Annotated in this window: 34 protein-coding genes; all 34 read left to right on the top strand. The window is 44.4% G+C overall.

The window, feature by feature from the left end; translation table 11 throughout:
* Positions 1 to 4: 4 nt before the first annotated feature.
* The gene (locus tag EV210_RS15100; RefSeq protein WP_132082182.1) at positions 5 to 1,342 is read left to right on the top strand and encodes a replication-associated recombination protein A; all 1,338 of its coding nucleotides are present in this window, start codon (positions 5 to 7) and stop codon (positions 1,340 to 1,342) included.
* A gap of 104 nt (positions 1,343 to 1,446) precedes the next feature.
* Positions 1,447 to 1,881, top strand: a complete 435-nt coding sequence (locus EV210_RS15105) for an RrF2 family transcriptional regulator (RefSeq protein ID WP_132082183.1) — start codon at positions 1,447 to 1,449, stop codon at positions 1,879 to 1,881.
* A 1-nt stretch (position 1,882) separates the two neighbouring features.
* Complete coding sequence (nifS, locus tag EV210_RS15110; protein WP_132082184.1) at positions 1,883 to 3,094, top strand: cysteine desulfurase NifS; 1,212 nt, start codon at positions 1,883 to 1,885, stop codon at positions 3,092 to 3,094.
* A gap of 19 nt (positions 3,095 to 3,113) precedes the next feature.
* Positions 3,114 to 3,485, top strand: a complete 372-nt coding sequence (nifU, locus tag EV210_RS15115) for a Fe-S cluster assembly scaffold protein NifU (protein ID WP_132082185.1) — start codon at positions 3,114 to 3,116, stop codon at positions 3,483 to 3,485.
* Positions 3,486 to 3,489: 4 nt separating this feature from the next.
* Positions 3,490 to 4,587, top strand: coding sequence for a tRNA 2-thiouridine(34) synthase MnmA (gene mnmA / locus EV210_RS15120; protein WP_132082186.1), 1,098 nt, complete (start codon positions 3,490 to 3,492; stop codon positions 4,585 to 4,587).
* A gap of 92 nt (positions 4,588 to 4,679) precedes the next feature.
* Positions 4,680 to 5,183 (top strand): PRC-barrel domain-containing protein, encoded by a 504-nt coding sequence (locus EV210_RS15125; RefSeq protein WP_132082187.1) that lies wholly within the window; start codon positions 4,680 to 4,682, stop codon positions 5,181 to 5,183.
* An 18-nt stretch (positions 5,184 to 5,201) separates the two neighbouring features.
* Positions 5,202 to 5,393 (top strand): hypothetical protein, encoded by a 192-nt coding sequence (locus tag EV210_RS15130; protein WP_132082188.1) that lies wholly within the window; start codon positions 5,202 to 5,204, stop codon positions 5,391 to 5,393.
* A gap of 4 nt (positions 5,394 to 5,397) precedes the next feature.
* A complete protein-coding gene (locus tag EV210_RS15135) occupies positions 5,398 to 5,592 on the top strand; it encodes a hypothetical protein (protein ID WP_132082189.1) in 195 nt (64 codons plus the stop codon).
* A gap of 87 nt (positions 5,593 to 5,679) precedes the next feature.
* The gene (locus EV210_RS15140; protein WP_132082190.1) at positions 5,680 to 6,705 is read left to right on the top strand and encodes an AI-2E family transporter; all 1,026 of its coding nucleotides are present in this window, start codon (positions 5,680 to 5,682) and stop codon (positions 6,703 to 6,705) included.
* 96 nt (positions 6,706 to 6,801) lie between these two features.
* On the top strand, positions 6,802 to 9,411 hold the full coding sequence (gene alaS, locus EV210_RS15145; protein ID WP_132082191.1) for an alanine--tRNA ligase: 2,610 nt from the start codon (positions 6,802 to 6,804) through the stop codon (positions 9,409 to 9,411).
* A gap of 131 nt (positions 9,412 to 9,542) precedes the next feature.
* Positions 9,543 to 9,800, top strand: a complete 258-nt coding sequence (locus tag EV210_RS15150) for an IreB family regulatory phosphoprotein (RefSeq protein ID WP_132082192.1) — start codon at positions 9,543 to 9,545, stop codon at positions 9,798 to 9,800.
* A gap of 16 nt (positions 9,801 to 9,816) precedes the next feature.
* Entirely contained in the window at positions 9,817 to 10,245 is a 429-nt protein-coding gene (gene ruvX, locus EV210_RS15155) for a Holliday junction resolvase RuvX (RefSeq protein ID WP_132082193.1), read from the top strand.
* Between the two features lie 66 nt (positions 10,246 to 10,311).
* The gene (locus EV210_RS15160; protein ID WP_132082194.1) at positions 10,312 to 10,650 is read left to right on the top strand and encodes a DUF1292 domain-containing protein; all 339 of its coding nucleotides are present in this window, start codon (positions 10,312 to 10,314) and stop codon (positions 10,648 to 10,650) included.
* Between the two features lie 76 nt (positions 10,651 to 10,726).
* Positions 10,727 to 11,734 (top strand): endolytic transglycosylase MltG, encoded by a 1,008-nt coding sequence (mltG, locus tag EV210_RS15165; RefSeq protein WP_132082195.1) that lies wholly within the window; start codon positions 10,727 to 10,729, stop codon positions 11,732 to 11,734.
* The gene (locus EV210_RS15170) at positions 11,734 to 12,348 is read left to right on the top strand and encodes an O-methyltransferase (protein ID WP_132082196.1); all 615 of its coding nucleotides are present in this window, start codon (positions 11,734 to 11,736) and stop codon (positions 12,346 to 12,348) included. The genes mltG and EV210_RS15170 overlap by 1 nt, the downstream gene beginning before the upstream one ends.
* Positions 12,345 to 13,577 carry a peptidase U32 family protein gene (locus EV210_RS15175; protein WP_132082197.1) on the top strand — a complete coding sequence of 411 codons (1,233 nt, stop codon included), beginning with the start codon at positions 12,345 to 12,347 and terminating at the stop codon, positions 13,575 to 13,577. The genes EV210_RS15170 and EV210_RS15175 overlap by 4 nt, the downstream gene beginning before the upstream one ends.
* Positions 13,570 to 13,770 carry a DUF4911 domain-containing protein gene (locus EV210_RS15180; RefSeq protein ID WP_132082198.1) on the top strand — a complete coding sequence of 67 codons (201 nt, stop codon included), beginning with the start codon at positions 13,570 to 13,572 and terminating at the stop codon, positions 13,768 to 13,770. The genes EV210_RS15175 and EV210_RS15180 overlap by 8 nt, the downstream gene beginning before the upstream one ends.
* A gap of 41 nt (positions 13,771 to 13,811) precedes the next feature.
* A complete protein-coding gene (locus tag EV210_RS15185; RefSeq protein ID WP_132082199.1) occupies positions 13,812 to 15,473 on the top strand; it encodes a peptidoglycan D,D-transpeptidase FtsI family protein in 1,662 nt (553 codons plus the stop codon).
* 170 nt (positions 15,474 to 15,643) lie between these two features.
* Complete coding sequence (locus EV210_RS15190; protein ID WP_132082200.1) at positions 15,644 to 16,711, top strand: aminopeptidase P family protein; 1,068 nt, start codon at positions 15,644 to 15,646, stop codon at positions 16,709 to 16,711.
* A gap of 15 nt (positions 16,712 to 16,726) precedes the next feature.
* Positions 16,727 to 17,284 (top strand): elongation factor P, encoded by a 558-nt coding sequence (efp, locus tag EV210_RS15195; protein WP_132082201.1) that lies wholly within the window; start codon positions 16,727 to 16,729, stop codon positions 17,282 to 17,284.
* An 87-nt stretch (positions 17,285 to 17,371) separates the two neighbouring features.
* Positions 17,372 to 17,827 (top strand): CD1247 N-terminal domain-containing protein, encoded by a 456-nt coding sequence (locus EV210_RS15200; RefSeq protein WP_132082202.1) that lies wholly within the window; start codon positions 17,372 to 17,374, stop codon positions 17,825 to 17,827.
* Between the two features lie 117 nt (positions 17,828 to 17,944).
* Positions 17,945 to 18,946, top strand: a complete 1,002-nt coding sequence (spoIIIAA, locus tag EV210_RS15205) for a stage III sporulation protein AA (RefSeq protein ID WP_132082203.1) — start codon at positions 17,945 to 17,947, stop codon at positions 18,944 to 18,946.
* Positions 18,937 to 19,458 carry a stage III sporulation protein AB gene (locus EV210_RS15210; RefSeq protein ID WP_132082204.1) on the top strand — a complete coding sequence of 174 codons (522 nt, stop codon included), beginning with the start codon at positions 18,937 to 18,939 and terminating at the stop codon, positions 19,456 to 19,458. The genes spoIIIAA and EV210_RS15210 overlap by 10 nt, the downstream gene beginning before the upstream one ends.
* A 15-nt stretch (positions 19,459 to 19,473) precedes the next feature.
* A complete protein-coding gene (spoIIIAC, locus tag EV210_RS15215) occupies positions 19,474 to 19,671 on the top strand; it encodes a stage III sporulation protein AC (RefSeq protein WP_132082205.1) in 198 nt (65 codons plus the stop codon).
* 12 nt (positions 19,672 to 19,683) lie between these two features.
* The gene (gene spoIIIAD / locus EV210_RS15220; RefSeq protein ID WP_132082206.1) at positions 19,684 to 20,070 is read left to right on the top strand and encodes a stage III sporulation protein AD; all 387 of its coding nucleotides are present in this window, start codon (positions 19,684 to 19,686) and stop codon (positions 20,068 to 20,070) included.
* Positions 20,071 to 20,082: 12 nt separating this feature from the next.
* Entirely contained in the window at positions 20,083 to 21,240 is a 1,158-nt protein-coding gene (spoIIIAE, locus tag EV210_RS15225; RefSeq protein ID WP_132082207.1) for a stage III sporulation protein AE, read from the top strand.
* A 13-nt stretch (positions 21,241 to 21,253) separates the two neighbouring features.
* Positions 21,254 to 21,850 carry a stage III sporulation protein AF gene (spoIIIAF, locus tag EV210_RS15230; protein WP_132082208.1) on the top strand — a complete coding sequence of 199 codons (597 nt, stop codon included), beginning with the start codon at positions 21,254 to 21,256 and terminating at the stop codon, positions 21,848 to 21,850.
* Between the two features lie 15 nt (positions 21,851 to 21,865).
* Entirely contained in the window at positions 21,866 to 22,471 is a 606-nt protein-coding gene (locus EV210_RS15235) for a hypothetical protein (protein ID WP_132082209.1), read from the top strand.
* Between the two features lie 11 nt (positions 22,472 to 22,482).
* A complete protein-coding gene (locus tag EV210_RS15240; RefSeq protein WP_243650573.1) occupies positions 22,483 to 23,019 on the top strand; it encodes a SpoIIIAH-like family protein in 537 nt (178 codons plus the stop codon).
* A 202-nt stretch (positions 23,020 to 23,221) separates the two neighbouring features.
* A complete protein-coding gene (locus EV210_RS15245; protein WP_132082210.1) occupies positions 23,222 to 23,623 on the top strand; it encodes an Asp23/Gls24 family envelope stress response protein in 402 nt (133 codons plus the stop codon).
* Between the two features lie 12 nt (positions 23,624 to 23,635).
* Complete coding sequence (amaP, locus tag EV210_RS15250) at positions 23,636 to 24,175, top strand: alkaline shock response membrane anchor protein AmaP (RefSeq protein WP_132082211.1); 540 nt, start codon at positions 23,636 to 23,638, stop codon at positions 24,173 to 24,175.
* A 10-nt stretch (positions 24,176 to 24,185) separates the two neighbouring features.
* Positions 24,186 to 24,413 (top strand): DUF2273 domain-containing protein, encoded by a 228-nt coding sequence (locus EV210_RS15255; protein ID WP_132082212.1) that lies wholly within the window; start codon positions 24,186 to 24,188, stop codon positions 24,411 to 24,413.
* 15 nt (positions 24,414 to 24,428) lie between these two features.
* Positions 24,429 to 24,836 carry a transcription antitermination factor NusB gene (gene nusB, locus EV210_RS15260; protein WP_132082213.1) on the top strand — a complete coding sequence of 136 codons (408 nt, stop codon included), beginning with the start codon at positions 24,429 to 24,431 and terminating at the stop codon, positions 24,834 to 24,836.
* The gene (locus tag EV210_RS15265) at positions 24,836 to 25,783 is read left to right on the top strand and encodes a Kae1-like domain-containing protein (RefSeq protein ID WP_243650574.1); all 948 of its coding nucleotides are present in this window, start codon (positions 24,836 to 24,838) and stop codon (positions 25,781 to 25,783) included. Before nusB ends, EV210_RS15265 begins: the two co-directional genes overlap by 1 nt.
* Positions 25,784 to 25,797 lie beyond the last annotated feature (14 nt).

A 25,797-nucleotide genomic window follows, 5' to 3' on the forward strand; every position in this document is an offset into this window, starting at 1 on the left:
TTACATGGATTTGTTTAGTTTCGCCGGTGAGGCAAAAGCAGCTGCTCAGGCTCCTCTGGCAGTACGCATGCGGCCAACAACCTTAGATGAATTTTATGGTCAAAAAGAGGTTGTCGGCCAAGGGAAATTCCTGCGCCGCATGATCGAAAGCGATAACTTGCCTTCGTTGATTTTATTCGGCCCGCCGGGAACAGGAAAAACAACCTTGGCGCATATCATTGCTGCCAGCACAAATAGCGCATATGAAAAGCTGAATGCTGTCACTTCCGGCGTAGGAGATATCCGCAAAATTATCGAGGCAGCTAAGGAACGGCTTCGCCTGTATCAAAAACGGACAATCCTGTTTATTGATGAGATCCATCGCTTTAATAAGAATCAGCAGGATGCCCTGCTGCCATATGTAGAGGATGGTACCGTTATTTTAATTGGGGCGACAACGGAAAACCCCTATTTTGAAGTCAATTCGCCATTGCTGTCGCGAACGCGGGTTGTACGGCTGACTGCTTTAGAAGCAGATGATATTGTTGGTATCCTGGAAAGAGCCCTAACCCATAAAGAATACGGCTTGGCAATGGAGAAGGCAGCGTATCAGCAGGAAGCTCTCAGTGCAATTGCCGGAATATGTGCCGGTGACGCCCGTACGGCATTAAACATCCTGGAACAGACGGTAATTATGGCTAAAGCCCAAAATGAAATTCTAACTGTCGAAACGGTCAAAGCAGTTGCCGGAGAAAGAATCCAACGCTATGACAAAAGTGGGGACAATCACTATGATGTTGTTTCTGCCTTTATTAAGAGCATGAGAGGTTCCGATCCGGATGCAGCCTTGCACTACCTGGCCAGAATGCTGGCAGCAGGTGAAGATGTTAAATTTATTGCGCGCCGGCTGGTAATTTGCGCAGCAGAAGATGTTGGCAATGCCGATCCGCAAGCCTTAATTCTTGCGATGGCAGCAGCCCAGGCTGTTCAGTTTATCGGAATGCCGGAAGCCCAGATCCCGCTGGCGCAGGCGGTGGCGTATATTGCCTGTGCAGAGAAAAGCAATGCGGCCTATGCAGCGATTGGACAGGCCATGGCAGATGTAAAAAGCCGCAGCTGCGGTGCGGTTCCCCCGCATTTACGGGATTCCCACTATAAAGGCGCAAAAAAACTGGGGAACGGTATTGGCTATCTTTATCCTCATGATTATGAAGGGGGATGGATTGAGCAGACCTATTTACCAGAGGAGCTCGAGGGGACAACTTATTACGAACCGAAAAGCAGGGGCATGGAAAGTCATTTTGCCGCGCTTCTCGATAAGCGCCGAAACAAGGATAAAATCAACTCCATCCATCCAAAATAGGATTGAGCAGTATGATTTTTTTTGTTTTGACAACAAATTTCTTTTCTGCTATATTTTATTATAAGAAAACCTATTGAATTAGTCGGGAAACAGGAGAGGTTGCAGTGAAACTATCGACGAAAGGCCGATATGGCGTGGCTGCGATGTATGATTTGGCTCTGCATTACGGTCAGGGACCTATATCATTAAAAAGTGTTGCCCAACGACAAGGAATTTCCGAGCACTATTTAGAGCAATTAATGGGAACGCTCCGTAAGGCCGGTTATGTAAAGAGTATACGTGGTGCGCAAGGCGGCTATGCTTTAACAAAGGATCCAGGGCAGATTACTGTCGGGAACATTATATGTATAATGGAAGGACCGATTGCACCGGTTGATTGCCTGCTGTCTAACGACGCTGGACATGATTACTGCCAGCGGGCAGGAATTTGTGTGACACGCGGAGTGTGGGCCAAAGTTCGCGACAGTATAAATCAGGTTTTGGACTCGATAACGCTTGCAGACCTATGTCAGGAAGAAAAGTTTCAAGGAGATGAATGAAATGAAACGCATTTATTTTGATCATTCAGCAACTACACCGGTAGACGCTGAAGTAGCGAAGCTTACAGTTGAGTATATGACAGAAAAATTCGGGAATGCCTCAAGTGTTCATGCCTTTGGGCGTGAAGCACGGAAAGCGATTGATGAGGCCCGTGATAAAGTGGCCGCATTGCTTAATGCGAACAGTAACGAAATATTTTTTACAAGCGGTGGCACGGAAGGGGATAACCTTGCTCTTAAAGGAATTGCTTTTGCCAACCGGAAAAAAGGCAATCATATTATTACTTCTGCCATTGAACATCACGCAATTTTACATACCTGTGAATATTTAGAAAAGCAGGGATTTACGGTTACGTATCTTCCTGTTGATGAATATGGCATGGTATCGATAGAGGAACTAAAAAATGCTATCACGGATAAAACGATTTTGATCAGCATTATGTTTGCCAATAATGAAGTTGGCACAATTCAGCCGGTAAAAGAGATTGGACAATTAGCGCGTGAAAAAGGAGTTTATTTCCATACGGATGCCGTCCAGGCTGTCGGCAGCTATCCAATCGATGTGAAAGAATTAAATATTGATTTGTTGTCGTTTTCGGGTCATAAATTTCATGGGCCTAAAGGTATCGGCGGGTTGTACGTCCGCAAGGGAGTACGCATTGAAGCGATTCAGCACGGTGGTGCTCACGAAAGAAATATGCGTGCCGGTACGGAAAATGTCCCGGGGATTGTGGGACTTGGAAAAGCGTGCGAAATTGCCAAAAACGAAATGGATAAAAAAATTGCCCATATCTCAGCGCTGCGTGATCAATTAATACAAGGCGTTATGGAAAAAATTCCTCACACTAAATTAAATGGCCATCCGACTAAACGGTTGCCTGGCAGTGCTAATTTCAGCTTTTTGTTTCTCGAAGGGGAATCACTCTTACTGAATCTTGATCTGAAAGGCATTGCTGCCTCAAGTGGGTCTGCCTGTACGTCCGGATCGTTAGATCCATCACATGTTCTTTTGGCAATGGGACTTACTCATGAAGTAGCCCATGGTTCACTTCGCCTGACGCTGGGACGAGGCAATACGCAAGAAGAAGTGGATTATTGCCTGGAAGTTCTTCCCGAAATTGTAGACAGACTAAGACAGATGTCACCGTTATATAACAGCGATGATGGTCCCAAGCCGTTGAATCCTTGCTCGAGCTGCCATCATCATCATTAAAAGTTAGGGAGAGATTAGTATGTATACTGATAAAGTAATGGACCATTTTACGAATCCTCGCAATGTAGGGGCCATTCAGGATGCTAACGGTGTAGGCGAGGTAGGGAATGCCAAATGCGGCGACATTATGCGCATATACTTAAAAGTAGAAAATAATATCATTCAAGATGTGAAATTTAAAACCTTCGGCTGTGGAGCCGCAATTGCTACAAGCAGTATGGTAACAGAAATGGTGAAAGGCAAAACGCTTGAGGAAGCACTTGAAATTTCAAACCAGGCTGTTGCAGAAGCGCTTGGAGGACTGCCTCCGGCAAAAATGCACTGTTCAAATCTTGCAGCTGATGCTCTGCACGAAGCCATTAAAGATTACATCGCCAAAAAAGGACAGTGATTTCATGTGTGCTAAACCCAGAGTGGTTGTAGCCATGAGCGGAGGGGTGGACAGTTCTTTAACTGCCGCCCTTCTTGTTCATCAAGGCTACGATGTGATTGGTGCAACAATGCAAATTTGGGATGATAGTCTTCCCGAAAGTGAAGCAGAGGATCATCAGGGATGCTGTTCACTTTCGGCAGTAAGTGATGCCCGGAGAGTTGCCGATAAACTTGGTATTCCTCATTATGTGCTTAATTTCAGACAGATGTTTCAGGAAACCGTAGTTGATTACTTTATCCAGGAATATGCTGGCGGACGGACGCCCAATCCCTGTATTGTCTGCAACCGGTATGTTAAATTTGAAGGCCTGCTAAAAAGGGCGCTGGCTTTGGATGCGCAATACCTTGCTACCGGACATTATGCGCGTATTGGTTTCGATGAAAATCGTAAGCGTTATACACTGTGTAAAGGCGTCGATACGACGAAGGATCAGTCCTATGCGCTCTACCATTTGACCCAGCATACGTTGCAGCACTTTTTAATGCCGCTTGGTGAATATACCAAAGTGCAGACAAGGCAAATGGCCCGGGAATTCGGTCTGGCGGTTGCCGATAAACCGGATAGTCAGGAAATTTGCTTTATTCCAAATGATGACTATAAGAGCTTTTTGGAAGAGAAATCGCCTGCATCGCTAAAACCCGGTGAGATCATCGATACGCAGGGAAACGTCTTAGGCAGGCATAGGGGGCTGCCTTTATATACCGTAGGGCAGCGCAAAGGTCTGGGGGTTACTGCCGGAAAGCCGCTGTATGTAGTGGCATTGGATACAGAAAAGAATGTGTTGATAGTCGGCTCTGATGGAGACGTCTTTGCCAGTCAGCTAATCGCTGATGATTTAAATTTTATTAATGTCGATAGGTTAACTGAACCGATTACCTTAACTGCTAAAATTCGTTATAGCGCCAAAGAGGCGGCTGCCCACATCGTTCCTCAACCAAATGGCAGTGTTCATGTCCGCTTTACCGAGCCACAAAGAGCCATTACACCTGGACAGTCAATTGTTTTTTACGAGGGAAATTGTGTATTTGGCGGTGGAATCATTAATAAGGTTATTCGCTAGAATGAAATTGCAAGAAGTTTTTTGCGTTTTTTATAAAATCGGCGAATTTCGGCAATACTAGTACTACCATTTCTGTTAAGGAGGCCTGGTAAATGCAAAAAATGCGTGATTTGCTGGGCCTGCCGATACTGGAAATTGAAACCGGTATTCAGATTGGTGAGGTACGGGAAGTAATATTGGATATTGGAATGGCATCAGTTATCGGTATTATGGTTTCAGGATCAAGCAGGTTCACCGACACCCAAGGTTTTTTTTTCCATGATCTGTTTAGTCTGGGGCGTGATGCGGTAACTGTGCGCAACAGTCACCAGGCAATAGCGGAAATTGTTTCATCTGAAGCAACCTGTTCTCTTAGGGAATTGCTGAATAAGCAGATTTTAACTGAGGCGGGTTTGAATCTTGGAGTTCTGGTTGATGTTTTTTTTGAAGCATCAACAGGTGAAATTAAAGCTTATCAAGTGTCAGATGGAATTATAACCGATTTGATTCATGGCCGGAGGCTTATGCCGCTGCCCCAAGTGCAAGTCGTTGGCGGGGACAAACTGATTGTTCCGGAAACAATGGCCCAACTTATTCATCCCGAACCCCAGGAGTAATAGTGTGAGGTGGATGAAATGACGACTTGTCCTGTATGCGGGCAGCGTGGTATTGGTAAGGTAGGTCCTGATCAGTTTTATTGCTGGGATTGTTGTGTAGAGTTTATTGTACAAGGATCCAGCACGAAAATTTTTAATGTTGAACCCGATGGAACGCTAACCCTTTATGCTGATCCGATGGAAAGTATAATGAATTTACAAGAGGGGTGAGCACATGCAGAACAAATTTTGGCACGGTTTATTATGGGGTAGTCTCGTTGGTACTTTTCTTGGAATTGTTGTAAGTCCTATGAGTAAACCGCGGAAAAAACCAATTGCAGAACGAAGTGTCGAAGCGATTAAAGACGGTACACGCCAAATCATGCGCCAAGCTCGTCATACCCGTAAGCGTTTAATGAAAAAACTTTGATCAGTATGGGAAAGGAGACTGGAAGGTCTCCTTTTTATCATAGTATCTAAGATTTCAAACTCAGGCATCAATGAGGTGTAACCCCCTGTGGTAATCAGTAAACGTACGATTCGGATTTCACTTCTGGTGACAGCAATTATAGCAACTGTTTATTTTATATGGTCAGTACGCAGCGGGCTGTACCCGTTTATCATAGCCCTTTTTCTGGCTTATTTACTCAATCCGGCCGTATGTTATCTGGAGCATAAAGGTCTCAAACGGACTGTTGCCATATTGGTATTGTATATCCTGGTTTTTTCAACAATATTTTTTGTAGGAGCACGCGGTATTCCTCTTATCATTCGCGAACTGGAGAACTTCGGCCGCGAACTGCCGTATATGGTGGAAAAAGGAGAGGAGTTAATCCAATTTATTCAATCACAATATCAGAATTCCGTTTTGCCTTATTCTCTCAGAGTTGCTATCGATAATGCGCTTATTGCCGTGCAATATGATATTCAGCAGTTTATTGCCGATGCAGTAAATGCTTTAATTGGTTTAGTCAGCCATTCCATCGGCCTGGTGATTACACCGATATTGGCGTTTTATTTGCTGCATGACTGGTATGAGATAAAAGAAAAGCTGCTCCAGCTGATTCCCGTCCGCTGGCATAACGAATGCATTCTGACATGCAGGGATATTGATAAAGTATTAAGTGGTGTCATTCGCGGACAATTGACGGTTGCGCTTGTTGTGGGGCTGCTGGTTACCATTGGGCTCGAGATTCTGGGAGTCCGTTATGCATTATTAATCGGCATATTAGCCGGAATATTAGATATTATTCCGTATTTCGGAGCATTTATTGGAGCAACACCGGCAGTTACGCTTGCATTACTGGTGTCCCCCTGGCTGGCACTGAAAGTAGTTCTACTGTTTTTTGCCATTCATCAGCTCGAGGGAAGCATTATCGGTCCGCAAATTATGGGAGATAATGTAGGACTTCATCCGCTTTCGGTTATCTTCTTTTTATTTGTTGGTGGTGAATTAGGCGGAATACCGGGAATGCTGCTGGGGGTTCCGACTGCTGCTGTTGGCAAGGTGTTTATTCGCCATATAGTCCGTATACTTATTTAGCTATTAGCGGATACTTTCCAATTATTGACGGATATTATAAATTAATGTATAATTCCAGAAGAATATGGTGCCTTATGTCGTGGAGGATGATAAATAATGACTGGGAATGAATTACGCAATAAATATTTGCAGTTTTTTAAGAGCAAAGATCATTTAGTGCTGCCAAGCTATCCGCTAATTCCTGAAAATGATCCTACCTTGCTGTTAATTGGAGCAGGTATGGCTCCTTTTAAACCTTTCTTTACCGGGAAAATGAAGCCTCCCCATCCACGTATTTCCACTAGTCAGAAATGTGTTCGAACCGGGGATATTGAAAACGTTGGGCGCACAGCACGTCATCATACTTTTTTTGAAATGTTAGGTAACTTTTCTTTTGGTGACTATTTTAAGAAAGAAGCAATTGCCTGGGCCTGGGAGTTCTTAACAGAAGAGATCAAATTACCTAAGGATAAATTATGGATTACGATACATACGGAAGATGATGAAGCTCATCAGATTTGGCTCAATGATATAGGCATTCCGGCCGAGCGAATTGTCCGTTTAGAGGATAATTTTTGGGAAATTGGCCCTGGGCCTTGTGGTCCCTGCTCGGAAATTCATATTGATCTTGGCGAAGAACGGGGCTGCGGCAAGGACGATTGTAAAGTTGGCTGTGATTGCGACCGTTATCTGGAAATCTGGAATCTGGTCTTCACCCAGTATGACCGGGATGAAGCCGGAAACTATACGCCGCTGGCAAAGAAGAACATTGATACCGGCGCCGGCTTAGAGCGCATTGCTTCTGTGCTGCAAAACAAGCCTTCCAATTTTGAAACGGACTTACTGTTTCCCATTATCGAACATACCGCCAAAATTGCCAATGTTGTTTACGGACAATCTCCCAAAACTGATGTCTCTTTAAAAGTAATTGCCGATCATGCTCGCAGCATGACGGTGATGATTGCTGATGGGATACTGCCTTCCAATGAAGGCCGCGGCTATGTGCTCAGACGCATTCTGCGCCGTGCTGTACGCCATGGACGTTTGATGGGAATTGAAAAGCCGTTCCTTGCACCAATTGTTGATATTGTGGCAGGAATATTTGCTGAACCGTTTCCTGACTTAGCGGAGCGGAAGGATTATATTAAAAAAGTAATTCAATTGGAAGAAGAACGGTTTCATACCACATTGGCGCAGGGGCTTGAATTGCTTACCGGTCATATTCATACGCTCCGTCAGGACGGGAAAACAATACTGGATGGAGCTACTGGCTTTAAACTGTATGATACTTATGGCTTTCCGTGGGAGTTGACGCAGGAGATTCTTGCCGATGCAGATATGGAACTGGATAAAACGGGTTTTGATCTGGCAATGAAAGAACAGCGCGAACGCGCACGCGCTGCAAGAGCTGATATTGAGGCTCAAGTGACTTTACCGGACCTTTCCAAACTAGCAACCGACACATTATGCTATCAGGAAGCTGCCCAAAGCGCTAAAATTGTCCTGCTTGCCAAAGATGGAATTGTTGTTGATGAAGTCCATGATGGTGAAGAAGTCATCATTATTCTGGATGCTACGCCATTTCATGCCGAGGGCGGCGGACAGGTAGGCGATGTCGGCCTTATCACTGGTGCGATGGGAAAAGTAGAGATCATTAACACGCGCAAACTTCCCGACGGGACTACTTATCAACTGGGTACTGTAACCGAAGGCTTAGTAAAAACTGGTGAAACCGCAGCGTTAACCGTTGATATCGCCAGACGCCGTGCCGTTGCCCGGAATCATACAGCTACTCATCTACTGCATGCCGCTTTAAAATCAGTGCTTGGCACTCATGTCAATCAGGCTGGATCACAAGTCGGACCAGATCGGTTGCGTTTCGATTTTTCCCATTTTGCTGCCGTTTCGCCAGAGCAGCAGATGGAAATTGAAGCAATCGTCAATAAAGTGATTTTAGATAATTCGCATGTGGGTATAATAGAAACAACGCAGGACCTCGCGAAAGAGATGGGAGCTACTGCGCTATTCGGCGAAAAATACGGTGATCAAGTACGTGTTGTTATGGTTGACGACTTTAGTATGGAACTCTGCGGCGGTACGCATGTCAGCAGTACGGCAGAGATCGGCTTGTTCCGCATTGTAAGTGAGGCGGGCGTTGGATCAGGCGTTCGGAGGATCGAGGCGGTTACAGGCTTTGGTGCCATTGAGTTTGTAAACAGCCATGAACATATTCTCGCTGAGTCTTCAATGGCATTAAAATCTCGTCCGGAAGATGTACCTGCCCGTATTGAGACACTGCTCGGCCGGGTCAAAGAGCTGGAAAGAGAAATTAGTGCACTGAATGCAAAGCTGGCGAAAAGTGCGGTTGATGACTTACTGGCGAATGGTCAGCAGCTTGGCACCATGATGGTAGTGGCTGGCCAAGTTGAAGCTTCCGATATGGATAATTTGCGCAATATAGCTGATTTGGTACGTGACCGTATTAGTGAAGGTGTTGTCATTCTTGGTGCCGTTGTTGACAGTAAGGTTAATTTTGTTGCAATGGCGACTAAAGAGGCTGTGACGAAGGGAATTCATGCAGGCAATATCGTAAAAGCAGCGGCTAAAGCTGCCGGCGGCGGCGGTGGCGGCCGGGCTGATATGGCTCAGGCCGGTGGTAAAGAACCCGAAAAAACAGCAGAAGCACTTAGCATAGCTGTTGAAACTGCCAAAAGCCAAGTAAAATAAAATCGAATAAAGGACGAGGATTTCCTCGTCCTCCCTATTTTTTCTTGTTTTTTATGTAATAGGAAAATATTAGTTTTAGTAGAATATATTGGAATGAAGAAAGAAATACTACCTTGAGAGGGGGATGGCGCATGAGCAATGTATCTGATCAAACTATGATGTTTCGTGTTGATAATGAAGAGAACAATGCGGCAGCCGTCATTATTTCAACTGTTTATCAGTCCTTGCAAGAAAAAGGCTACAATCCGATTAATCAGCTGGTTGGTTATTTGCTTTCCGGAGATCCGACCTATATCACTAGTCATAATAACGCCCGCGGTCTGATACGCAAACTGGAGCGGGATGAATTGCTGGAAGAATTGGTTAGAGCTTACGTAAAAGATAAATAGAATATTCGGAGGAGCCATGCGTATACTAGCACTTGACGTAGGCGATAAAACGATTGGAGTTGCGGCCAGCGATTTGCTGCGTTGCACCGCTCAAGGTGTTGAAGTCATTCGCCGTACGTCTATAGTCCGTGACTTTGAAAGACTTGAACAGTTAGTTGAACAATACGAAGTTACGACTATAGTTGTCGGACTACCCAAAAATATGAATGGTACGATCGGGCCAAGAGGCGAAATCACACAACAATTTGCCAATGATTTGGCAACCCGGTTTCCTGGAGTAGAAATAAAATTCTGGGATGAGCGCCTTTCAACTGTTGCGGCGGAAAAGGCGTTGATTGCCGCCGATGTCAGGCGGGACAAACGAAAGCAAGTAATTGATAAAATGGCAGCTGTATTTATTTTGCAAGGATATTTAGACAGCCTGCCACGACAGAGCTTATCCTAAACTTCCTTGACAGGATATTTTTTCTAGGATAAAATTACATTAATCTTAACAAAGGGGTGGCAAGGAATGGCTGAATTTGATAAAGACGACCTGGAAGATGTAGAAGAAGAATTGGTCGTTGTAATGACTGATGAGGAAGGTAACGAGTACTACTACCGTGAAGATATGATAGTTCCCGTTGGCGACAAACGTTTTGCAATATTAGTACCGCTTCAAGTTGAAGACGATTGCGAGTGCGGTGATCATGACTGCGGCTGCGAAGAAGAAGAAACAGATGTCTTTATTGCCCGCATTGATACAGATGAAGATGGCGAAGATGTTTATGTGGATCCTACTGACGAAGAATTTGAAGCTGTCCGTCAGGCCTATGAAGAATTAGTGGGTGACGAGGACTTAGAATCGTAAGAAGCCCTAGAGGCTTCTTTTTTTCTGTCTATTTGTGTATAATGTAGACACGGTTTTTTTTATGAGGTGATATTAAATGCAGCTTTCCAACTCAGTAATGACCAAATCCATTTTAGCTGTAGCGGTGATTAGTTTTTTTATTGCAGGATTATTATATGGTGCGGCACAGCCTATCAGCTTTAATAGCAGTGAGCCTGTTACGATCATTATTAAGCAGGGAATGTCGGCTAATGATATTGCAGCGCTGTTAAGACAGCAGGGATTAATTAAGAATACAGTTTCCTTTCGACTGTATGTTCACTGGCAGGGCTTGGCCAATTCACTGCAGGCGGGTGAATACTCTTTTACTCCGGATATGAATATGCAAAAAATGATTGCCATGTTAGCTAAGGGGGAAGTTGCTTACCGGCAGTTTACGATTCCGGAGGGCTATACAATTGATCAGATTGCTGCCTTACTGGAGAGCAAGCAAATAGCGAATGCCGCAAAGTTTAAAGCGGCTGCTAAGAATTTTCAGCCTTTTGCCTATATCGAAGCGGATGCAAAAGTTAGCTATCCGTCCGAAGGTTTTTTGTTTCCTGATACCTACCGGGTGCCGCGTGGATTAACTGAAGAGGAACTACTGCGCCTAATGACAAATGAGTTTGATCGTAATTTTACGGCAGCAATGAGGGATAAGGCTAAGCAGCGTGGACTCACCATGCGTGAAGTCGTTATTTTGGCATCTTTAGTGGAAAAAGAAGCCCGGGTGGAAAAAGAGCGTCCCTTAATTGCCGGTGTATTTTTGAATCGAATCAGACAAGCTATGCCTCTTCAGTCTTGTGCAACCATTCAATATATTTTAGGGTATCCAAAGGCGGAATTATCGATTAAGGATACAGAAATTCCTTCACCTTATAATACGTATCTGAATATGGGACTTCCGCCGGGGCCAATCGCCAATGCCGGAATGGCTTCAATTATGGCTGTGCTCGAACCGGCCGCTACGGATTATTTATATTTCGTGGCAGATAGTAAAGGCGTTCATCATTTTAGCAGGACCTATGAAGAGCATCTGATTACAATTGAGCAGGTGAGTCAATAATGGAAGCAATTGCTGTTCAATTGAAAACGATGAAAGACTACGCAATAAAAAATAAAGTTCCTATTATCCAGCAGGAAGCAGAAGACATTTTATCGGAGCTCGTTAGAAAAAATAATCCCCAGACAATACTGGAGATTGGAACAGCAATAGGCTATTCAACGCTGGTGATGGCTGCTCAATTACCAGCAGCCAGCCGTATTATAACGATTGAACTGAATGAGGAAAGGGCAGAAATTGCCCGACATAATATCCGGCAGGCAGGCGTTGAAGAGCAGATCACGCTGCTTTGCGGGGACGCCGGTATGATTATTCCTCAGTTAATGGAACGCTTTGATATGGTTTTTATTGATGCAGCGAAAGGGCAGTATCCAGACTACCTGGCAAAACTAATGGATAAACTAACGGCGGGGGCCTGTATCGTCGCTGATAATGTTTTGTTTCGCGGAATGGTAATGAATGAAAACGATGCTGCACCTCGACGGTTCCGCACGATTGTCAAAAGGCTGCGCAGTTATCTGCATACAGTGTCTGCTGATCAGAGGTTTTCAACAACGCTCTATCAAACGGAAGACGGACTGGCAGTATCATATCTTTTAGAGGAGAGCAAATCATGAAGCATTTTGAGTTATTGGCACCGGCAGGCAATATGGAAAAGCTGCAAATGGCTTTATTGTACGGTGCTGATGCTGTATACATGGGTGGAAAATCTTTTGGCCTTAGAGCCTTTAGTGATAACTTTACGGACGAGGAACTAAGGGAAGCAGTGGCTTTTACTCACAGTCAAGGTAAAAAAGCGTATATTACGGTCAACATTTTTCCTCATAATGAAGACCTGCCGGCCTTGCCGGATTATATCCGGTACATTCGTGATATTGGCGCTGATGCCGTTATTATTTCCGATTTGGGGGTATTTCGCACGATTCGTGAAGTAGCGCCTGATCTGCCAATTCACATTAGTACACAAGCGAATAATACTAACTGGGCTTCCGTTAAATTTTGGGAAGAGCTGGGGGTAAGTCGTGTTGTTTTGGCACGCGAAATTTCTTTGGAGGATATCTCCTTAATCCGGCACAAAGTGGATATTGAACTGGAAGCTTTTATTCATGGGGCCATGTGTATTTCCTATTCCGGCCGCTGTCTGCTCAGCAATTATTTTACGCAGAACCGTGATGCTAACCGCGGTGAATGCGCACAGGTATGCCGCTGGAAATTTAACGTAGTGGAAGAAAAGCGTCCGGATCAATATTATCCTGTGCTCGAAGATGAGCGCGGTACCTATCTGTTTAACTCCAAGGATTTATGTCTGCTTGCGCATATCCCGCAGCTGGCGGCTTCAGGTTTAACCAGTTTTAAAATTGAAGGCCGTATGAAAAGTGTTCATTATGTAGCAACTGTAACACGCGTATATAGAGCCGCTCTGGACGCTTATCAGGCCAATCCGGAGAAGTTTGCTGTTCGTGAGGAATGGTGGCAGGAACTGAATAAGATTTCCCACAGACCTTACACATCGGGATTTTATTTTGGCAAGCCTAATGAAAATGATCAAATTTATTCCGGTTCAAGCAATACGCAGACACATGACTTTGTCGGTCTCGTGCGCAGCTATGATGCCGAACGTCAAGTCGCTGTGGTGGAGCAGCGAAATAATATTAAGCTTGGTGAGGAAATTGAGATTGCTCAACCAGGGCAGCCTAATTTTACCCAGGTTATTCAGTCTATGACAGATATAGAAGGCAATCCTATCCAGGCGGCGCCGCACCCTCAGCAATTAGTGATAATGCCGGTTAGTCAACCGGTAGTGCCTTTTGCTATGCTGCGCAGAAAGGTGAAAGATAGTGAGTGACGGCTTATATATTAAAGTGGAGCCTTGCAATATTACGTTTATCAGCAGAATTATGGAGGGATATGAGTATTTCGGTGTGGTTACCACGATTGACCGAGCCGAGGGCTTATTGGTTATCCGCACAACTCCCGATATGCGCCCCGAAATACAGGCTATTTTGATGAGCCTGCCAATTCAGGTGGACTTTGTATAATAATTCCAGCTTTGATGCCATACTAACACTGAGGTGACGGTATGGTATTTCATTTGTCGCGCATTAGTAAAATGTGCGTATTTTTTGGCTTTTTTACAGTGCTGTTATTAGGCAGACTATTTTTTCTACAACTGATCGAAGGCCCAAAGCTGACCTTGGAGAGCTTAAGCAGCCGGGTACAGGAGGTGCCGGTGGATATTGCCCGCGGAGAGATTTTGGACAGGAATCAGGTACCTCTGACGAATACGGCACAGCATTTCAGTATTGTCATTTTTCCTGATCAGTTAAAAAGCTCTGCGCAAATTGCCCAACAGCTTGCAGCAATCAGCGGTAAAGATGAGATGAAGATTATGTCTCTCTTACAGTCAAATCAGCGGCCCTTTAAATTAAAGACGGATTTAGATGCGGTTACGGCCCAAAAAATCAATCATCTAAAACTGCCAGGGGTGCTGGCGGTAGCGGAAAAAGTGCGGTACGGCTTTACCTCGCTTGGTGCGCATATCGTTGGCTATACCAATATGGCAGATAACAAGGGTGTCAGCGGGCTGGAAGCTATGTATGACGATGTACTCCGCGGCAGCCAGCCGGAATATGTGGCAGCTATGGTAGATGCAACGCAGCAGCTGATTCCGGGACTTGGTTATAAAAAGCTGCGCATCGGTGAAGGCACAGGCCCCAGCCATGTTGTCCTGACAATTGATACGCGGATTCAAAAAATAGTGGAAGCCATTATGGATAAACAGATTGAAAAGGGAGCGGTAGTCGTTATGCGCCCTTCGACCGGTGAAATCCTGGCAATGGCATCCCGTCCTAATTTTGACGCAAATAATTTAGACAGTTACTTGACCAGCAGCACAGCTCCTTTTATGAATCGTGCACTGGCTGCTTATCAGCCGGGCTCCGTATTTAAACTGGTATTAGCTGCAGCCGCTTTGGAAAACAAAGTTGTGAAGCCGCAGGATGTATTCTTTGATCCGGGCTATGTTGATGTAAATAATATACGAATTAAAGGCTGGGACTTTGAAAAGGGACCCAGGGGAAAAATATCCTTTACTGATGCCATTGCGTATTCCAGCAATCCTGTAATAATCAATGTAGGCTTAAAGCTGGGGGCTGAAGAACTCATTACCTATGCTAAGCGCCTTGGTTTTGGTACCAGGACGAAATTACATTTTGATGGTGAAGCCGATGGCAATTTACCGGCAGCGGAAGCGCTTTATCCCGGAGATTTGGCCAATTTGTCAATTGGCCAGGGATTCCTAGAGGCAACTCCCTTGCAAGTAGCTTCGCTGATTGGCACTATTGTTAATGATGGCATTAAAGTTGGACCAAGTCTGGTCAGTCGTTTTGTTACACCGGAAGGCACAGTAATTAAGAACTTTCCTTTATCCCGCGGCGCCAGGGTCTTAGATAAGCAAACAGCAGTACAGCTGCGTGCAATGATGACAGCTGTTACCCAATATGGAACGGGCCAGGAGGCATATGTTGAAAAAGGCGGATCAGCTGGCAAAACAGGCTCAGCCGAAACAGGCCATTATGACAAGTCCGGCAAAAGCTTGAGCCATGCCTGGTTTGCCGGATATGCTCCTTTAGATAATCCAGCTTATGTTATTGTTGTTTTCGTCGAAGACGGTATGTCCGGCGGTGACGTTGCAGCTCCGATATTTCGTGAAATTGCTGAAGCTGTTTTAGCGATTAATTAGAATATTATTCTAGTCAAAAGATTTAAATTATGGTAATATGTATAAGTTAATATCATAATGCGGCGTAATGCTCCGCTGATATCACCAACAGTATGTGATGTCATATTACGACTTTAGCTTTTGCAGATTACAAAACAGGCTGTATTTGCGATAAGGAATGGTGGTATGTCATGAATCATCGGCTTAATCGACTCCGCGAATTATGTGCCAGCAAAAAGCTTGATGGCTTTATTATCACAAAACCGGAGAATCGTCTGTACTTCAGCGGTTTTAGCGGTACTTCAGGGTTATTGCTGATTACCGGCAGTGATGCAAAATTGCTGACTGATTTTCGTTATGTTACGCAAGCACAAACCCAAGCTCCTGATTTTGACGTAGTGCGTCATGGAATTACCATTTATAAAACGCTTGCTCAGACAGTTAATGACCTAGGCGTTAAGAGGCTCGGGTTCGAAATGGACTATGTTACCTGGGCTGACTATCAAGCCATGCAAAGTGACCTTTCCGGTATTGAATTAGTTCCGCACAAAATAGACGAATTGCGTATGATGAAAGATGCAGCCGAACTTGCGGCATTAAAAAAGGCGGTTTGGATTGCCGATCAGGCCTTTTCCCATATCATAACCTATATTCGCCCTGGCATGACGGAGCGGGAAGTGGCATTAGAATTAGAATACAGCATGCGGCGGTTAGGAGCTGAGAAATCAGCTTTTGATATTATACTAGCGTCAGGTGTGCGATCATCCTTGCCTCACGGGGTTGCATCAGATAAGGTTATTGAACAAGGTGATTTTGTCACAATGGATTTTGGCGCTGTTTACAATGGCTATCATTCGGATATTACCCGGACGATTATTATGGGACAAGCCAGTGACAAGCAACGGCAGCTATATGATACAGTGCTTCAGGCACAGCTCGCAGGTGTTGCAGCTGTTCAGCCTGGCAGGACGGGAAAACAAATTGATGAGATTTCCCGCAATATTATCACTAATGCCGGTTACGGTAATTATTTTGGTCACGGTTTGGGTCATGGGGTTGGACTAAATATCCATGAGGAGCCTCGTCTGTCCCCAGGAGGTGACACGGTGTTGGAAGCCGCCATGACAGTTACTGTTGAACCGGGTATTTATATTCCCGACTGGGGTGGCGTCCGCATTGAAGATACAGTTGTTGTTGTGTCCGCAGGTTGTGATGTTTTAACAGCTAGCAGTAAACAACTGATACAAGTAGAGCGATAATTAGGAGGTTAAACAATGATATCGAGTAATGATTTTCGTCCAGGTGTAACAATTGAATATGATGGAAATGTTTGGCAGATTGTGGATTTTCAACACGTTAAGCCAGGTAAAGGTGCTGCTTTTGTACGGGCTAAAATGAAAAATATCCAAACTGGTGCTGTTGTTGAACGTACTTTTAATCCCGGCGAAAAACTTCCTAAGGCTCATATTGATCGTCGCGATATGCAATATCTTTATGAAAGTGACGAAGAATATAATTTTATGGATAATGAAAACTTTGAACAAATTATCATGACCAGTGACCAATTGGGTGCAGCTAAAAATTTCTTAAAAGAAAATATGAACATTGAAGTCATGTTCTTTCAAGGTCTCGTAATTGGTGTCGAGCTGCCGTACTCCGTTGAACTGCGCGTGGTTGAGACTGATCCCGGCATCCGTGGTGACACTGCAACAGGCGGTACGAAACCTGCTAAGCTGGAAACCGGTTATACAGTGAAGGTGCCATTATTCATTAATACCGACGATGTCCTCAGAATCGATACTCGCAGCGGCGAATATATCGAGAGAGCATAAATTTGCTTGCCCCCATTGTTATGTTTTTTGTTGAAGCCGGGAATAATAGCGGTGTACAGCAGCATAGCAAAAGGGGGCTTTATATTTATGGGAAACTTAAAAGAGCAAGTAGCCTATCTGCAGGGACTGACTAAAGGTTTAAATCTAAATGAAAACTCTGCAGAAGGAAAAATGCTGTTAAAAATCGTCGATGTTTTAGACAGTTTTGCCGAAGAAATCCAATGTGTAAATGTGGCACAAGAAGATTTGGAAACGTATATGGAAACAATTGATGAAGATCTTACTGATCTGGAAGATGAGGTTTATGTCGACTCCTATGAAGATTCCGATTTAGGAGAAGAATACGAAGACGATTTCGTTGAAGTCGCCTGCCCTGTTTGCCATGAGGAAGTCACCTTTGATGCCGATATTTTAGATGATGAGGATGCCATTGAAGTAACCTGCCCACATTGCGGCGGAGTAGTCTATGATAACACTCTGGCCTTTGATGAAGATGAATTGGACAACCTTGATACCCGCCATACGATGCACCCTGGTGTATAAGGCCTGAAATAGGAAAATAAATAAAAAAAGATTTGGTACATACCAAGTCTTTTTTTATTTATTTTTGAGCATAAAGTTGCGTCTTGGACCATATCTATGTAAAGAAAGGAGTGGCCTATGGACGATCATTCTGCTCTGGAAAAACAAATTTGCCCGGTTATTGCGCCAAGAATCGCGGCTGGTATACAAAAGCTATCTTCGCTATACAAAACACAAATTACTGAGATTCGTCTACGGACGGGCTTGCCTGTGCTGATTGTCATGGGAGTTACTGACCATATGCTTACTGAGGCAGGAACTCTAACTGAACTGAAAGAGCAGGCACTAATCTGCAGTCATGATGATTTGCAGCGGACTCTGCAAATCATCAGCAGAAATTCATTGTATGCTTTTGAGGAAGAATTACGCTCCGGATTCATTACGATACATGGTGGTCATCGTATCGGCGTAGCCGGTCAGGCGCTGCTTGAGCAAGGAACGATAAAAACTCTTAAAAATATTAGTTCTCTTACCATTCGCATTGCCCGGCAGGTAATAGGCTGTGCCAAACCAATAATGCCTTATCTTGTAAGCGCAGAAGGGACTGCGCTTAGTACCTTAATTATCTCGCCGCCACGCTGCGGTAAGACAACCATACTGCGCGATATTGCACGGTATTTCAGCACAGGGATAAGCTGGCTGAAAATGCCAGGGTGGCAGGTAGGTATTGTGGATGAGCGTTCAGAAATTGGCGCATGCCGTGATGGTATTCCTACCATGGACTTAGGGCCGCGTGCTGATATTCTCGATGGCTGTCCGAAAGCAGTAGGAATGCTGATGCTGATTCGTTCCATGTCTCCACAAGTCATTATTACAGATGAACTTGGACGTGCTGAAGATTGTAATGCCGTCCGGGAAGCCTTGCACAGCGGAGTTGCTGTTGTGGCCAGTGTTCATGGAAAAAGTCAGGAAGACATAAAAAACAGGCCCTATGTGGGTGAATTAATTCAGAACCATTATTTTGAAAGGTATGTTGTTTTAAGTGATCATCCCCACCCTGGTACTATTGAGCAGATTATCGCTGCCAGCAGCAGCGAAAGCTTATATAGCCGAAAAGGGGGAGTGAAAATATGTGGTTAAAGATTGCCGGCAGTGTGTTGCTATTGTCTGCCAGTATTGCTATCGGGTTTCATTTGGCCTGGCGTTATGCGGAAAGGCCCCGGCAAATACGCCAGCTGCTTAGCTGCCTTGCGGCACTGCAGTCGTATATTTGTGTTTCAGCCATACCGTTAGGTGAGGCTTTTCGATTAAGCGCCGGCGGAGTGGACGGACCGGTTGCCCGCTTATTTCACCGTACAGGCTGTGCATTAACGGACAATGCACGAACAACTCCTGATCTGGCCTTCTGGCAAATGTATCAGGATATGAGAGAGCAGCTTTTGCTCGAGAAAACAGAGCTGGAGATTATTCAGTTGTTTAGTAGTAATCTTGGCATGATGAACCGCGAAGAACAAGAAAAAAAATTAATATTGATTCAAGGTCAACTGCAAAAAGTCGAAGCAGAAGCTCTTGCCAAACGGGATCCCAATATGAAGATGTACCGGTATCTGGGCGTTTGCGGTGGTTTAGCAGCTGTTATTATGCTGATATAGAAAGGAGCATTACAAGTGGGACTGGATTTACTTTTTAAAATTGCCGGTGTTGGAATTTTGATTTCGGTATTTCACACCGCTTTAAAACAGGCTGGCAAGGAAGATATGGCACATTTATGTACTCTAGCCGGTTTTGCCGTAGTCTTAGTATGGGTCGTACAATTACTGGGCCGGTTGTTTACTACTGTTCAGGATGTTTTTAAGCTATTCTAAGGGGTGTACGGCATGGAGATTGTGCAAATTGTTGGACTAGGTTTTGTTGTAACCTTACTCATTCTTATTATTAAGCGACAAAAACCGGAACTTGCCGTTCAACTGAGTATTACGCTTGCCTCTATTATCTTTCTCATGGTTCTTTCCAAACTAAGTGTTGTATTAAATTTATTCCGTGACTTGGCAGAAAAAGCACAAATCAGCCAAATGTACTTAAATACTATTTTAAAAATTATTGGTATTGCTTATATTACGGAATTCGGTGCTCAAATCTGCCGGGATGCCGGCGAAGGAGCCGTTGCCGGTAAAATTGAATTTGCCGGAAAAATATTAGTCATGATAATGGCAATCCCCATAATCGCTCTGGTGCTGGATACAATTGTACGATTATTGCCGTAAGGTGGAATTAGTATGCGAGTTGTGATCATAACAATTATGCTGCTAATGAACTACTGTATTTGTTCGGCCGCTTCCACAGAAACGGAAGAACTCAGCATGAAATTATTCAATACCTTATCTGCTGAAAATATTAATCAGTTCATCAGCAATGTAAATCATGAACTAAACGAAGAGCTTCCCCTGCTGTCCCCGCAAACGATAAAGGATATTGCCAGCAACGGTTTGTCATATGACTGGCAAACGGTTATGCAGTCATTAATTTCCCGGCTGTTTAAAGAGTTTGCCGCCAATATTCATCTAATGGGCAAATTACTGTTTTTGGCGGTTCTCTGTGCGCTGCTGCAAAATCTGCAGAATTCGTTCGAAGGATCTGCTATTTCGCTATTAGCCTATGGGATTTGTTTTGTTTTTCTTACGGTGATTGCCTTAACGGCATTCTATAATGCGCTGGGCGTTGTCCGACAGACAGTACAGACAATGATCGGATTTATGGAAGCCTTGCTGCCGCTGCTAATTTCGCTGCTGGCCGGCATGGGGGCAATAACATCCGCATCGCTGTTTACGCCGCTAATGTTGTTTGTAATCAATACTGTCAGTGTAATTGTAAGAGATATTGTGCTGCCGCTGCTTTTTTTAACAGGTGTGCTAGAGTGTGTAAATTACTTGTCGGACCGATACCGCCTCAATAATCTGGCTAGTGTATTTAAGCAAGCCAGTATGATTATTCTAGGGCTAACAATGGTTATCTTTATCGGCATTATCAGCATCCAGGGAGTCACAGGCAGTGTTGCGGATGGCCTGGCCCTTAGAACAGCAAAGTTTGCCACGGCTACCTTTATTCCGGTTGTCGGCAAAATGTTTGCAGATACGGTAGAGCTGGTCATGGGAGCCTCTTTATTGCTAAAAAATGCTGTCGGGATTTTCGGTGTTTTGACGATTGTTCTGCTGTGCATTTTGCCGGTGATTAAGCTTGTTTCATTAATTCTCATTATCAAGGTTGCAGGTGCATTGATTGAGCCGATGGGGGATGAGCGGATGGCTAAATGCCTGGATGGCATCGGCAATAACCTGCTACTGGTATTTGGTGCCCTGCTTACGGTAGCATTAATGTTGTTTCTAGCAATTACGATGATTATTGGAGCCGGCAGTATGGCTTTAATGCTGCGATAAGGCGGGATTTGACATGATGGCAGAAATAACCGAATGGGTTAAAAGCATTGTAATGGTCGTTTTATTTGCCACATTTTTAGAGTTTTTGCTACCCGCCAGCAGCATGCAGCGGTTTGTCCGGGTGATTATGGGTTTATTTATTATGCTGTCTATTTTGAATCCATTAATCCATGTTCTGCATAGCCAGTTACTGCCCGAACCGGTTGCTGTCTTTGGCAATCCGGCGGCAAAATCAACAGAGGTGGAACGAATTTCCCGGGAAGCTGCCAAAGGTCGCAGTCAGTTAACTCATGAAATGTACCGCAAAGATTTGGCGAATCAAATCCGCGCACTGGTAATGGCTATTGAAGGGATTGCGGAGGTTAGGGTTGCCGTTGATACTAACGATCAGGAGGGCAGCAAAAATATAGGTGCTATTAAGCATATTACGCTATATGTTCAGCCGGGTGTGGCAGATACAGGCCGTAAAATTCAAAAAATAACGATTAATACACCTACTGCTCAAAACAGGTCTGAATTATCAGCGGTCACGCGTGATAAAATCCGGCGTGTGATAACTGAACTATACACGATTCGTGAAGATCAACTAACCATCCAACGCTTAAATTAAGGAGGAAAAGAGAGCATGAATACAATGGGGGAGTGGGCAGCCAAAGCGAAACGGCTATGGCCTTCCCAATTAATACAGGACGGCGTAATTAATATGCGGTTAATCCTGATTGGTCTTTTGGGGGTGGGCCTGCTCGTTGCCGGAGGTGTGTTTGACAGGCAGCAGCCAAAAGAAAGTACTGAGAGTGGTAAAGATACTAAGCCTCCTGCCGCTGTCATTAATCGCAGCTATGAAGATATATTAGAGGCAAAGCTGGCCAATGTCTTGTCGCAGGTTAAGGGGGCTGGATCTGTCGCTATCAGCATAACTTTGGAAAATACAGGTTCGCAGGAACATGCTAAAAATGTAATAAAGGAAAATAAGACAATTCAAGAAAAAGATACTGGCGGCGGAGTAAGGACTACTACAGAAAGCAAAGAAAGTGAACAAATTTTAATGAGCAGAGAGAATGGTGCCGATCATCCGGTTATGGTCAAAGAAACGAAACCATCTATTAAAGGGATATTAGTAATTGCCGAGGGTGCTGGTGATTCAACGGTAAAAGCCAATTTGACGAAAGCGGTAGAAGCGGGTATGGGAGTTGCTCCCTATAAAATTACAGTACTTCCACAAAGAAAGTGAGGTTAAGACTAATGATCTTATCAATAAAAAAGGCAAACAGGAAAAAAATGGTGTTGTTTGTTGGAGCCGCTTTTGTTATTATAACAGCGGTCGTCGTTTTTACTGCTGCAGACTCTGCGAAACAAGCAAAAGTGGATCGAACCAATGCTATGCAGGTAACTAAGCAGGTTACGCCGGATAATAGTGCCATTCAGGTAAGTGCCCCCGATTTCTTTACGGAATATCGTTTGGAAAGAGACAAAGTTCGCAGTGAACGTTCTGATCTCATTCGTGATATTCTGAAAAATGCCAAGACGGAAGATATGAGGCAAAAAGCGCAGGAATCGGTGCTGAAAATGGCCCTGGATAAACAGCGCGAATCGGAAATGGAAAACCTGATTAAGGCCCGTGGTTTTAGTGATGCATTGGTCTTTGTCAGAGAAAACTCGGTTAGTGCAGTAGTAAAAACATCTGCCTTATCACGGGAGGAAGTAATTCAGGTTGCTGATGCAATAAGCCGTGTAACAGGCATTAAGCCGGAGGATATTACAATCAGTGCTAAACCTTAATGCCGTAACGATGGCCGGCAGTCTGACGTAAGTTTTTGGGCTGCTGTTGTTTTTTCTAGAACCGAACAGGCAATACTAGGAATATTAGTGATAATATGCCTCAAAATTGTAAAACTGGAAGAAGTTTGGTATACTGGAAGAGTTATAAACTGCTAGTAACAGTAATATATTGTGCCATAGATTATGCAGGGGAGGGTTGGTTTTGGAGAAACGAGACAGAGTTGAACGCACAGAACATAATGATGTCGGTTCTATCCGTATAGCAGATGAAGTTGTTGGCATTGTTGCCGGCTTAGCGGCAACTGAGGTAACCGGTGTAGCCGGAATGAGTGCCGGTTTAGTAGGCGGAATAGCAGAAATGCTTGGTAAAAAGAACTTGTCTAAGGGCGTTAAAGTGGAAGTAGGGGAACGAGAAGCAGCCGTGGACCTGTATATCATTGTTGAATATGGAGTTCGTATTCCTGATGTTGCTCTTCGCGTTCAGGAAAACGTAAAGAGAGCGATTGAGTCAATGACTGGTCTTGATGTTGTTGAAGTCAATATTCACATCCAAGGGGTCGGGTTTGGCCAGGATGGTGAAGAAAAAGATATTCGCGTTCGCTAGAAAGGAGTTAACATGGGTATATTTGATAGAGTGATACTCACAATATATACATTTGTCCTGGCCTTTTTGTCGTTAGGCGTAGTTTTAATGGGACTTCGCCTCATTCCTTTGGAATTAGTATGGACAAGCCTTTACTATATTTATGGACAATGGGAAGCGGCTTTAGCGGGAGCACTTTTTTTGCTGATCAGTGTCCGGCTGCTTTTGGCAGGATCCCGTTCACGGATTGCGAAAGATACCCTGGTGCATCACAATCCAATGGGTGATGTACATATATCGATTGATGCTATTGAGAATCTGGTCAGTAAAGCAGTCCGCCATGCTAAAGGTGTGCGGGGAGTTAAGGTTACTGTAGGTCAATCTGCACAGGGACTCACTGTAGATGTAAAAGCAATTGTCAGTCCCGAAAGCAATGTTCCTGCGGTTACCGCCGAAGTACAGCAGCGCATTCATGAGCATATTAAACATACGATTGGTGTTGAAATTGCTGATGTGAGGATCTTAGTAGAAAATATTTCGAATGATTTTAAAACAAAACATCGCGTTGAATAGAGGTGGCATAATGAATAACCAACTCTTAATGGAAATATGGCAGCACCATGGCGGTAAACTAACAGGGGCAGTATTTGGTTTCCTTTTTGGGATACTGGTACTGCATTTTGGATTTTTCAAAACGGTATTTATCGTGTTTTGTGTTGGCGCCGGCTATGTTGTTGGCAAGCGAATAGATGAAAAAGAAGATATTATGGATATTCTGGATAAATTATTACCGCCAAGTTACCACAGGTAACGGAAAGAGGGACTTATGAGTCGTAGAAAAGCTAGAGAAGTTGCAGTGCAAGCTTTATTTCAATTGGATTTTAATCAGGTCAATACAGAAACAGCGATGGAAGCAGTTATTAACGAACATGAGGGAATTAGTGAAAGTTCCAGGCAGTATGCGCAAAAACTGATCAATGGGACGCAGCATAGCCTTGCGGAAATTGATGCCATTATTTCATCTTCATCGAACGAATGGAAGCTGGATCGAATGGCTGCAGTAGATCGAAATATCGCCCGTATTGCTATTTATGAAATGAAATTTAGTGAAGAGCAATTACCTCCTAATGTTGCGATCAACGAAGCAGTTGAAATGGCAAAAACCTTTGGCTCAGAAGATTCAAGCCGCTTTATTAACGGCATTCTCGGTTCATTGGTTAAGAAAAAAGGCTAATGATGAAAGTTTACCTTGGCATCGATACCAGCTGCTATACAACCTCCATTGCCATCATGGATCATAAGGGCAATTTACTTGCCGACTGCCGCCGTATATTAACAGTAAAGTCTGGCGGCAGGGGTCTTGCTCAATCGGAAATGGTCTTTCAGCACACTAGGAACTTACCGGTTCTACTGGAACAGGCCATTGCCGAATTGCCGGATTCGTATGAGTTTTCGGCGATTGGTGTTTCCTGCCAGCCGCGTCCAACAGCTGATTCTTATATGCCAGCATTTTTAGTGGGACAAGGTTATGCTCAGGTAATCGGCATGGCGGTAAAGACACCGGTTCATCGTATTAGTCATCAGGAGAATCATATATATGCTGGACTTTGGTCATCTGCCGGACCGCTGGCGGATGATTTTTTAGCATTACATTTGTCTGGCGGAACAACGGAAATTGTAAAAGTTATTGGCGGAAAAACTAACCCCCAAATAACCATTCTGGGAGAAAGCCGGGATTTGCATGCCGGGCAGTTTATTGACCGGGTGGGAGTTGCACTGGGGCTTCCCTTTCCTGCCGGGCCTCACTTGGAAAAACTTGCTGGTACCGGTCGTGGAGAGGCCAGTGTTATTCCGGTTGCTGCTGAAAACTTACACGTTAGTTTTTCAGGACCAGAATCCCACGCACAGCGGCTGATTGCTAAAGGAGAAGCCGGGGCGGCGGTAGCTGCAGGAGTGGAACTGTGTATTGCCGAATCGATTTATCAGTTGATCAGCCAAGCTGTTACTGTGACCCAGCTGCAACAGGTACTGATTGTGGGCGGCGTGACAGCCAATTTATTCATCCGTCGCTATTTGCAGGATAAACTGAGTAATAAGCAAGTCCAACTCTATATTCCCCAGCCAGCCTATAGTTCAGACAATGCCGTAGGTGCGGCATATTTTGCCTCCCGGCAGTTGTAGCAGCCGGATTTGAG

Origin of the sequence: Anaerospora hongkongensis (assembly GCF_004339805.1) — a bacterium.
Taxonomy (GTDB): domain Bacteria; phylum Bacillota; class Negativicutes; order Sporomusales; family DSM-15969; genus Anaerospora; species Anaerospora hongkongensis.

Bases quoted from the DNA above. Each gene is read 5' to 3' on its own strand.
- EV210_RS15100 (WP_132082182.1), top strand. From the start codon at position 5: ATGGATTTGTTTAGTTTCGCCGGTGAGGCAAAAGCAGCTGCTCAGGCT.
- nifS (WP_132082184.1), top strand. From the start codon at position 1,883: ATGAAACGCATTTATTTTGATCATTCAGCAACTACACCGGTAGACGCT.
- nifU (WP_132082185.1), top strand. From the start codon at position 3,114: ATGTATACTGATAAAGTAATGGACCATTTTACGAATCCTCGCAATGTA.
- mnmA (WP_132082186.1), top strand. From the start codon at position 3,490: ATGTGTGCTAAACCCAGAGTGGTTGTAGCCATGAGCGGAGGGGTGGAC.
- EV210_RS15125 (WP_132082187.1), top strand. From the start codon at position 4,680: ATGCAAAAAATGCGTGATTTGCTGGGCCTGCCGATACTGGAAATTGAA.
- EV210_RS15130 (WP_132082188.1), top strand. From the start codon at position 5,202: ATGACGACTTGTCCTGTATGCGGGCAGCGTGGTATTGGTAAGGTAGGT.
- EV210_RS15135 (WP_132082189.1), top strand. From the start codon at position 5,398: ATGCAGAACAAATTTTGGCACGGTTTATTATGGGGTAGTCTCGTTGGT.
- alaS (WP_132082191.1), top strand. From the start codon at position 6,802: ATGACTGGGAATGAATTACGCAATAAATATTTGCAGTTTTTTAAGAGC.
- EV210_RS15150 (WP_132082192.1), top strand. From the start codon at position 9,543: ATGAGCAATGTATCTGATCAAACTATGATGTTTCGTGTTGATAATGAA.
- ruvX (WP_132082193.1), top strand. From the start codon at position 9,817: ATGCGTATACTAGCACTTGACGTAGGCGATAAAACGATTGGAGTTGCG.
- EV210_RS15160 (WP_132082194.1), top strand. From the start codon at position 10,312: ATGGCTGAATTTGATAAAGACGACCTGGAAGATGTAGAAGAAGAATTG.
- mltG (WP_132082195.1), top strand. From the start codon at position 10,727: ATGCAGCTTTCCAACTCAGTAATGACCAAATCCATTTTAGCTGTAGCG.
- EV210_RS15170 (WP_132082196.1), top strand. From the start codon at position 11,734: ATGGAAGCAATTGCTGTTCAATTGAAAACGATGAAAGACTACGCAATA.
- EV210_RS15175 (WP_132082197.1), top strand. From the start codon at position 12,345: ATGAAGCATTTTGAGTTATTGGCACCGGCAGGCAATATGGAAAAGCTG.
- EV210_RS15185 (WP_132082199.1), top strand. From the start codon at position 13,812: ATGGTATTTCATTTGTCGCGCATTAGTAAAATGTGCGTATTTTTTGGC.
- EV210_RS15190 (WP_132082200.1), top strand. From the start codon at position 15,644: ATGAATCATCGGCTTAATCGACTCCGCGAATTATGTGCCAGCAAAAAG.
- efp (WP_132082201.1), top strand. From the start codon at position 16,727: ATGATATCGAGTAATGATTTTCGTCCAGGTGTAACAATTGAATATGAT.
- EV210_RS15200 (WP_132082202.1), top strand. From the start codon at position 17,372: ATGGGAAACTTAAAAGAGCAAGTAGCCTATCTGCAGGGACTGACTAAA.
- spoIIIAA (WP_132082203.1), top strand. From the start codon at position 17,945: ATGGACGATCATTCTGCTCTGGAAAAACAAATTTGCCCGGTTATTGCG.
- EV210_RS15210 (WP_132082204.1), top strand. From the start codon at position 18,937: ATGTGGTTAAAGATTGCCGGCAGTGTGTTGCTATTGTCTGCCAGTATT.
- spoIIIAD (WP_132082206.1), top strand. From the start codon at position 19,684: ATGGAGATTGTGCAAATTGTTGGACTAGGTTTTGTTGTAACCTTACTC.
- spoIIIAE (WP_132082207.1), top strand. From the start codon at position 20,083: ATGCGAGTTGTGATCATAACAATTATGCTGCTAATGAACTACTGTATT.
- spoIIIAF (WP_132082208.1), top strand. From the start codon at position 21,254: ATGATGGCAGAAATAACCGAATGGGTTAAAAGCATTGTAATGGTCGTT.
- EV210_RS15235 (WP_132082209.1), top strand. From the start codon at position 21,866: ATGAATACAATGGGGGAGTGGGCAGCCAAAGCGAAACGGCTATGGCCT.
- EV210_RS15240 (WP_243650573.1), top strand. From the start codon at position 22,483: ATGATCTTATCAATAAAAAAGGCAAACAGGAAAAAAATGGTGTTGTTT.
- amaP (WP_132082211.1), top strand. From the start codon at position 23,636: ATGGGTATATTTGATAGAGTGATACTCACAATATATACATTTGTCCTG.
- EV210_RS15255 (WP_132082212.1), top strand. From the start codon at position 24,186: ATGAATAACCAACTCTTAATGGAAATATGGCAGCACCATGGCGGTAAA.
- nusB (WP_132082213.1), top strand. From the start codon at position 24,429: ATGAGTCGTAGAAAAGCTAGAGAAGTTGCAGTGCAAGCTTTATTTCAA.
- EV210_RS15265 (WP_243650574.1), top strand. From the start codon at position 24,836: ATGATGAAAGTTTACCTTGGCATCGATACCAGCTGCTATACAACCTCC.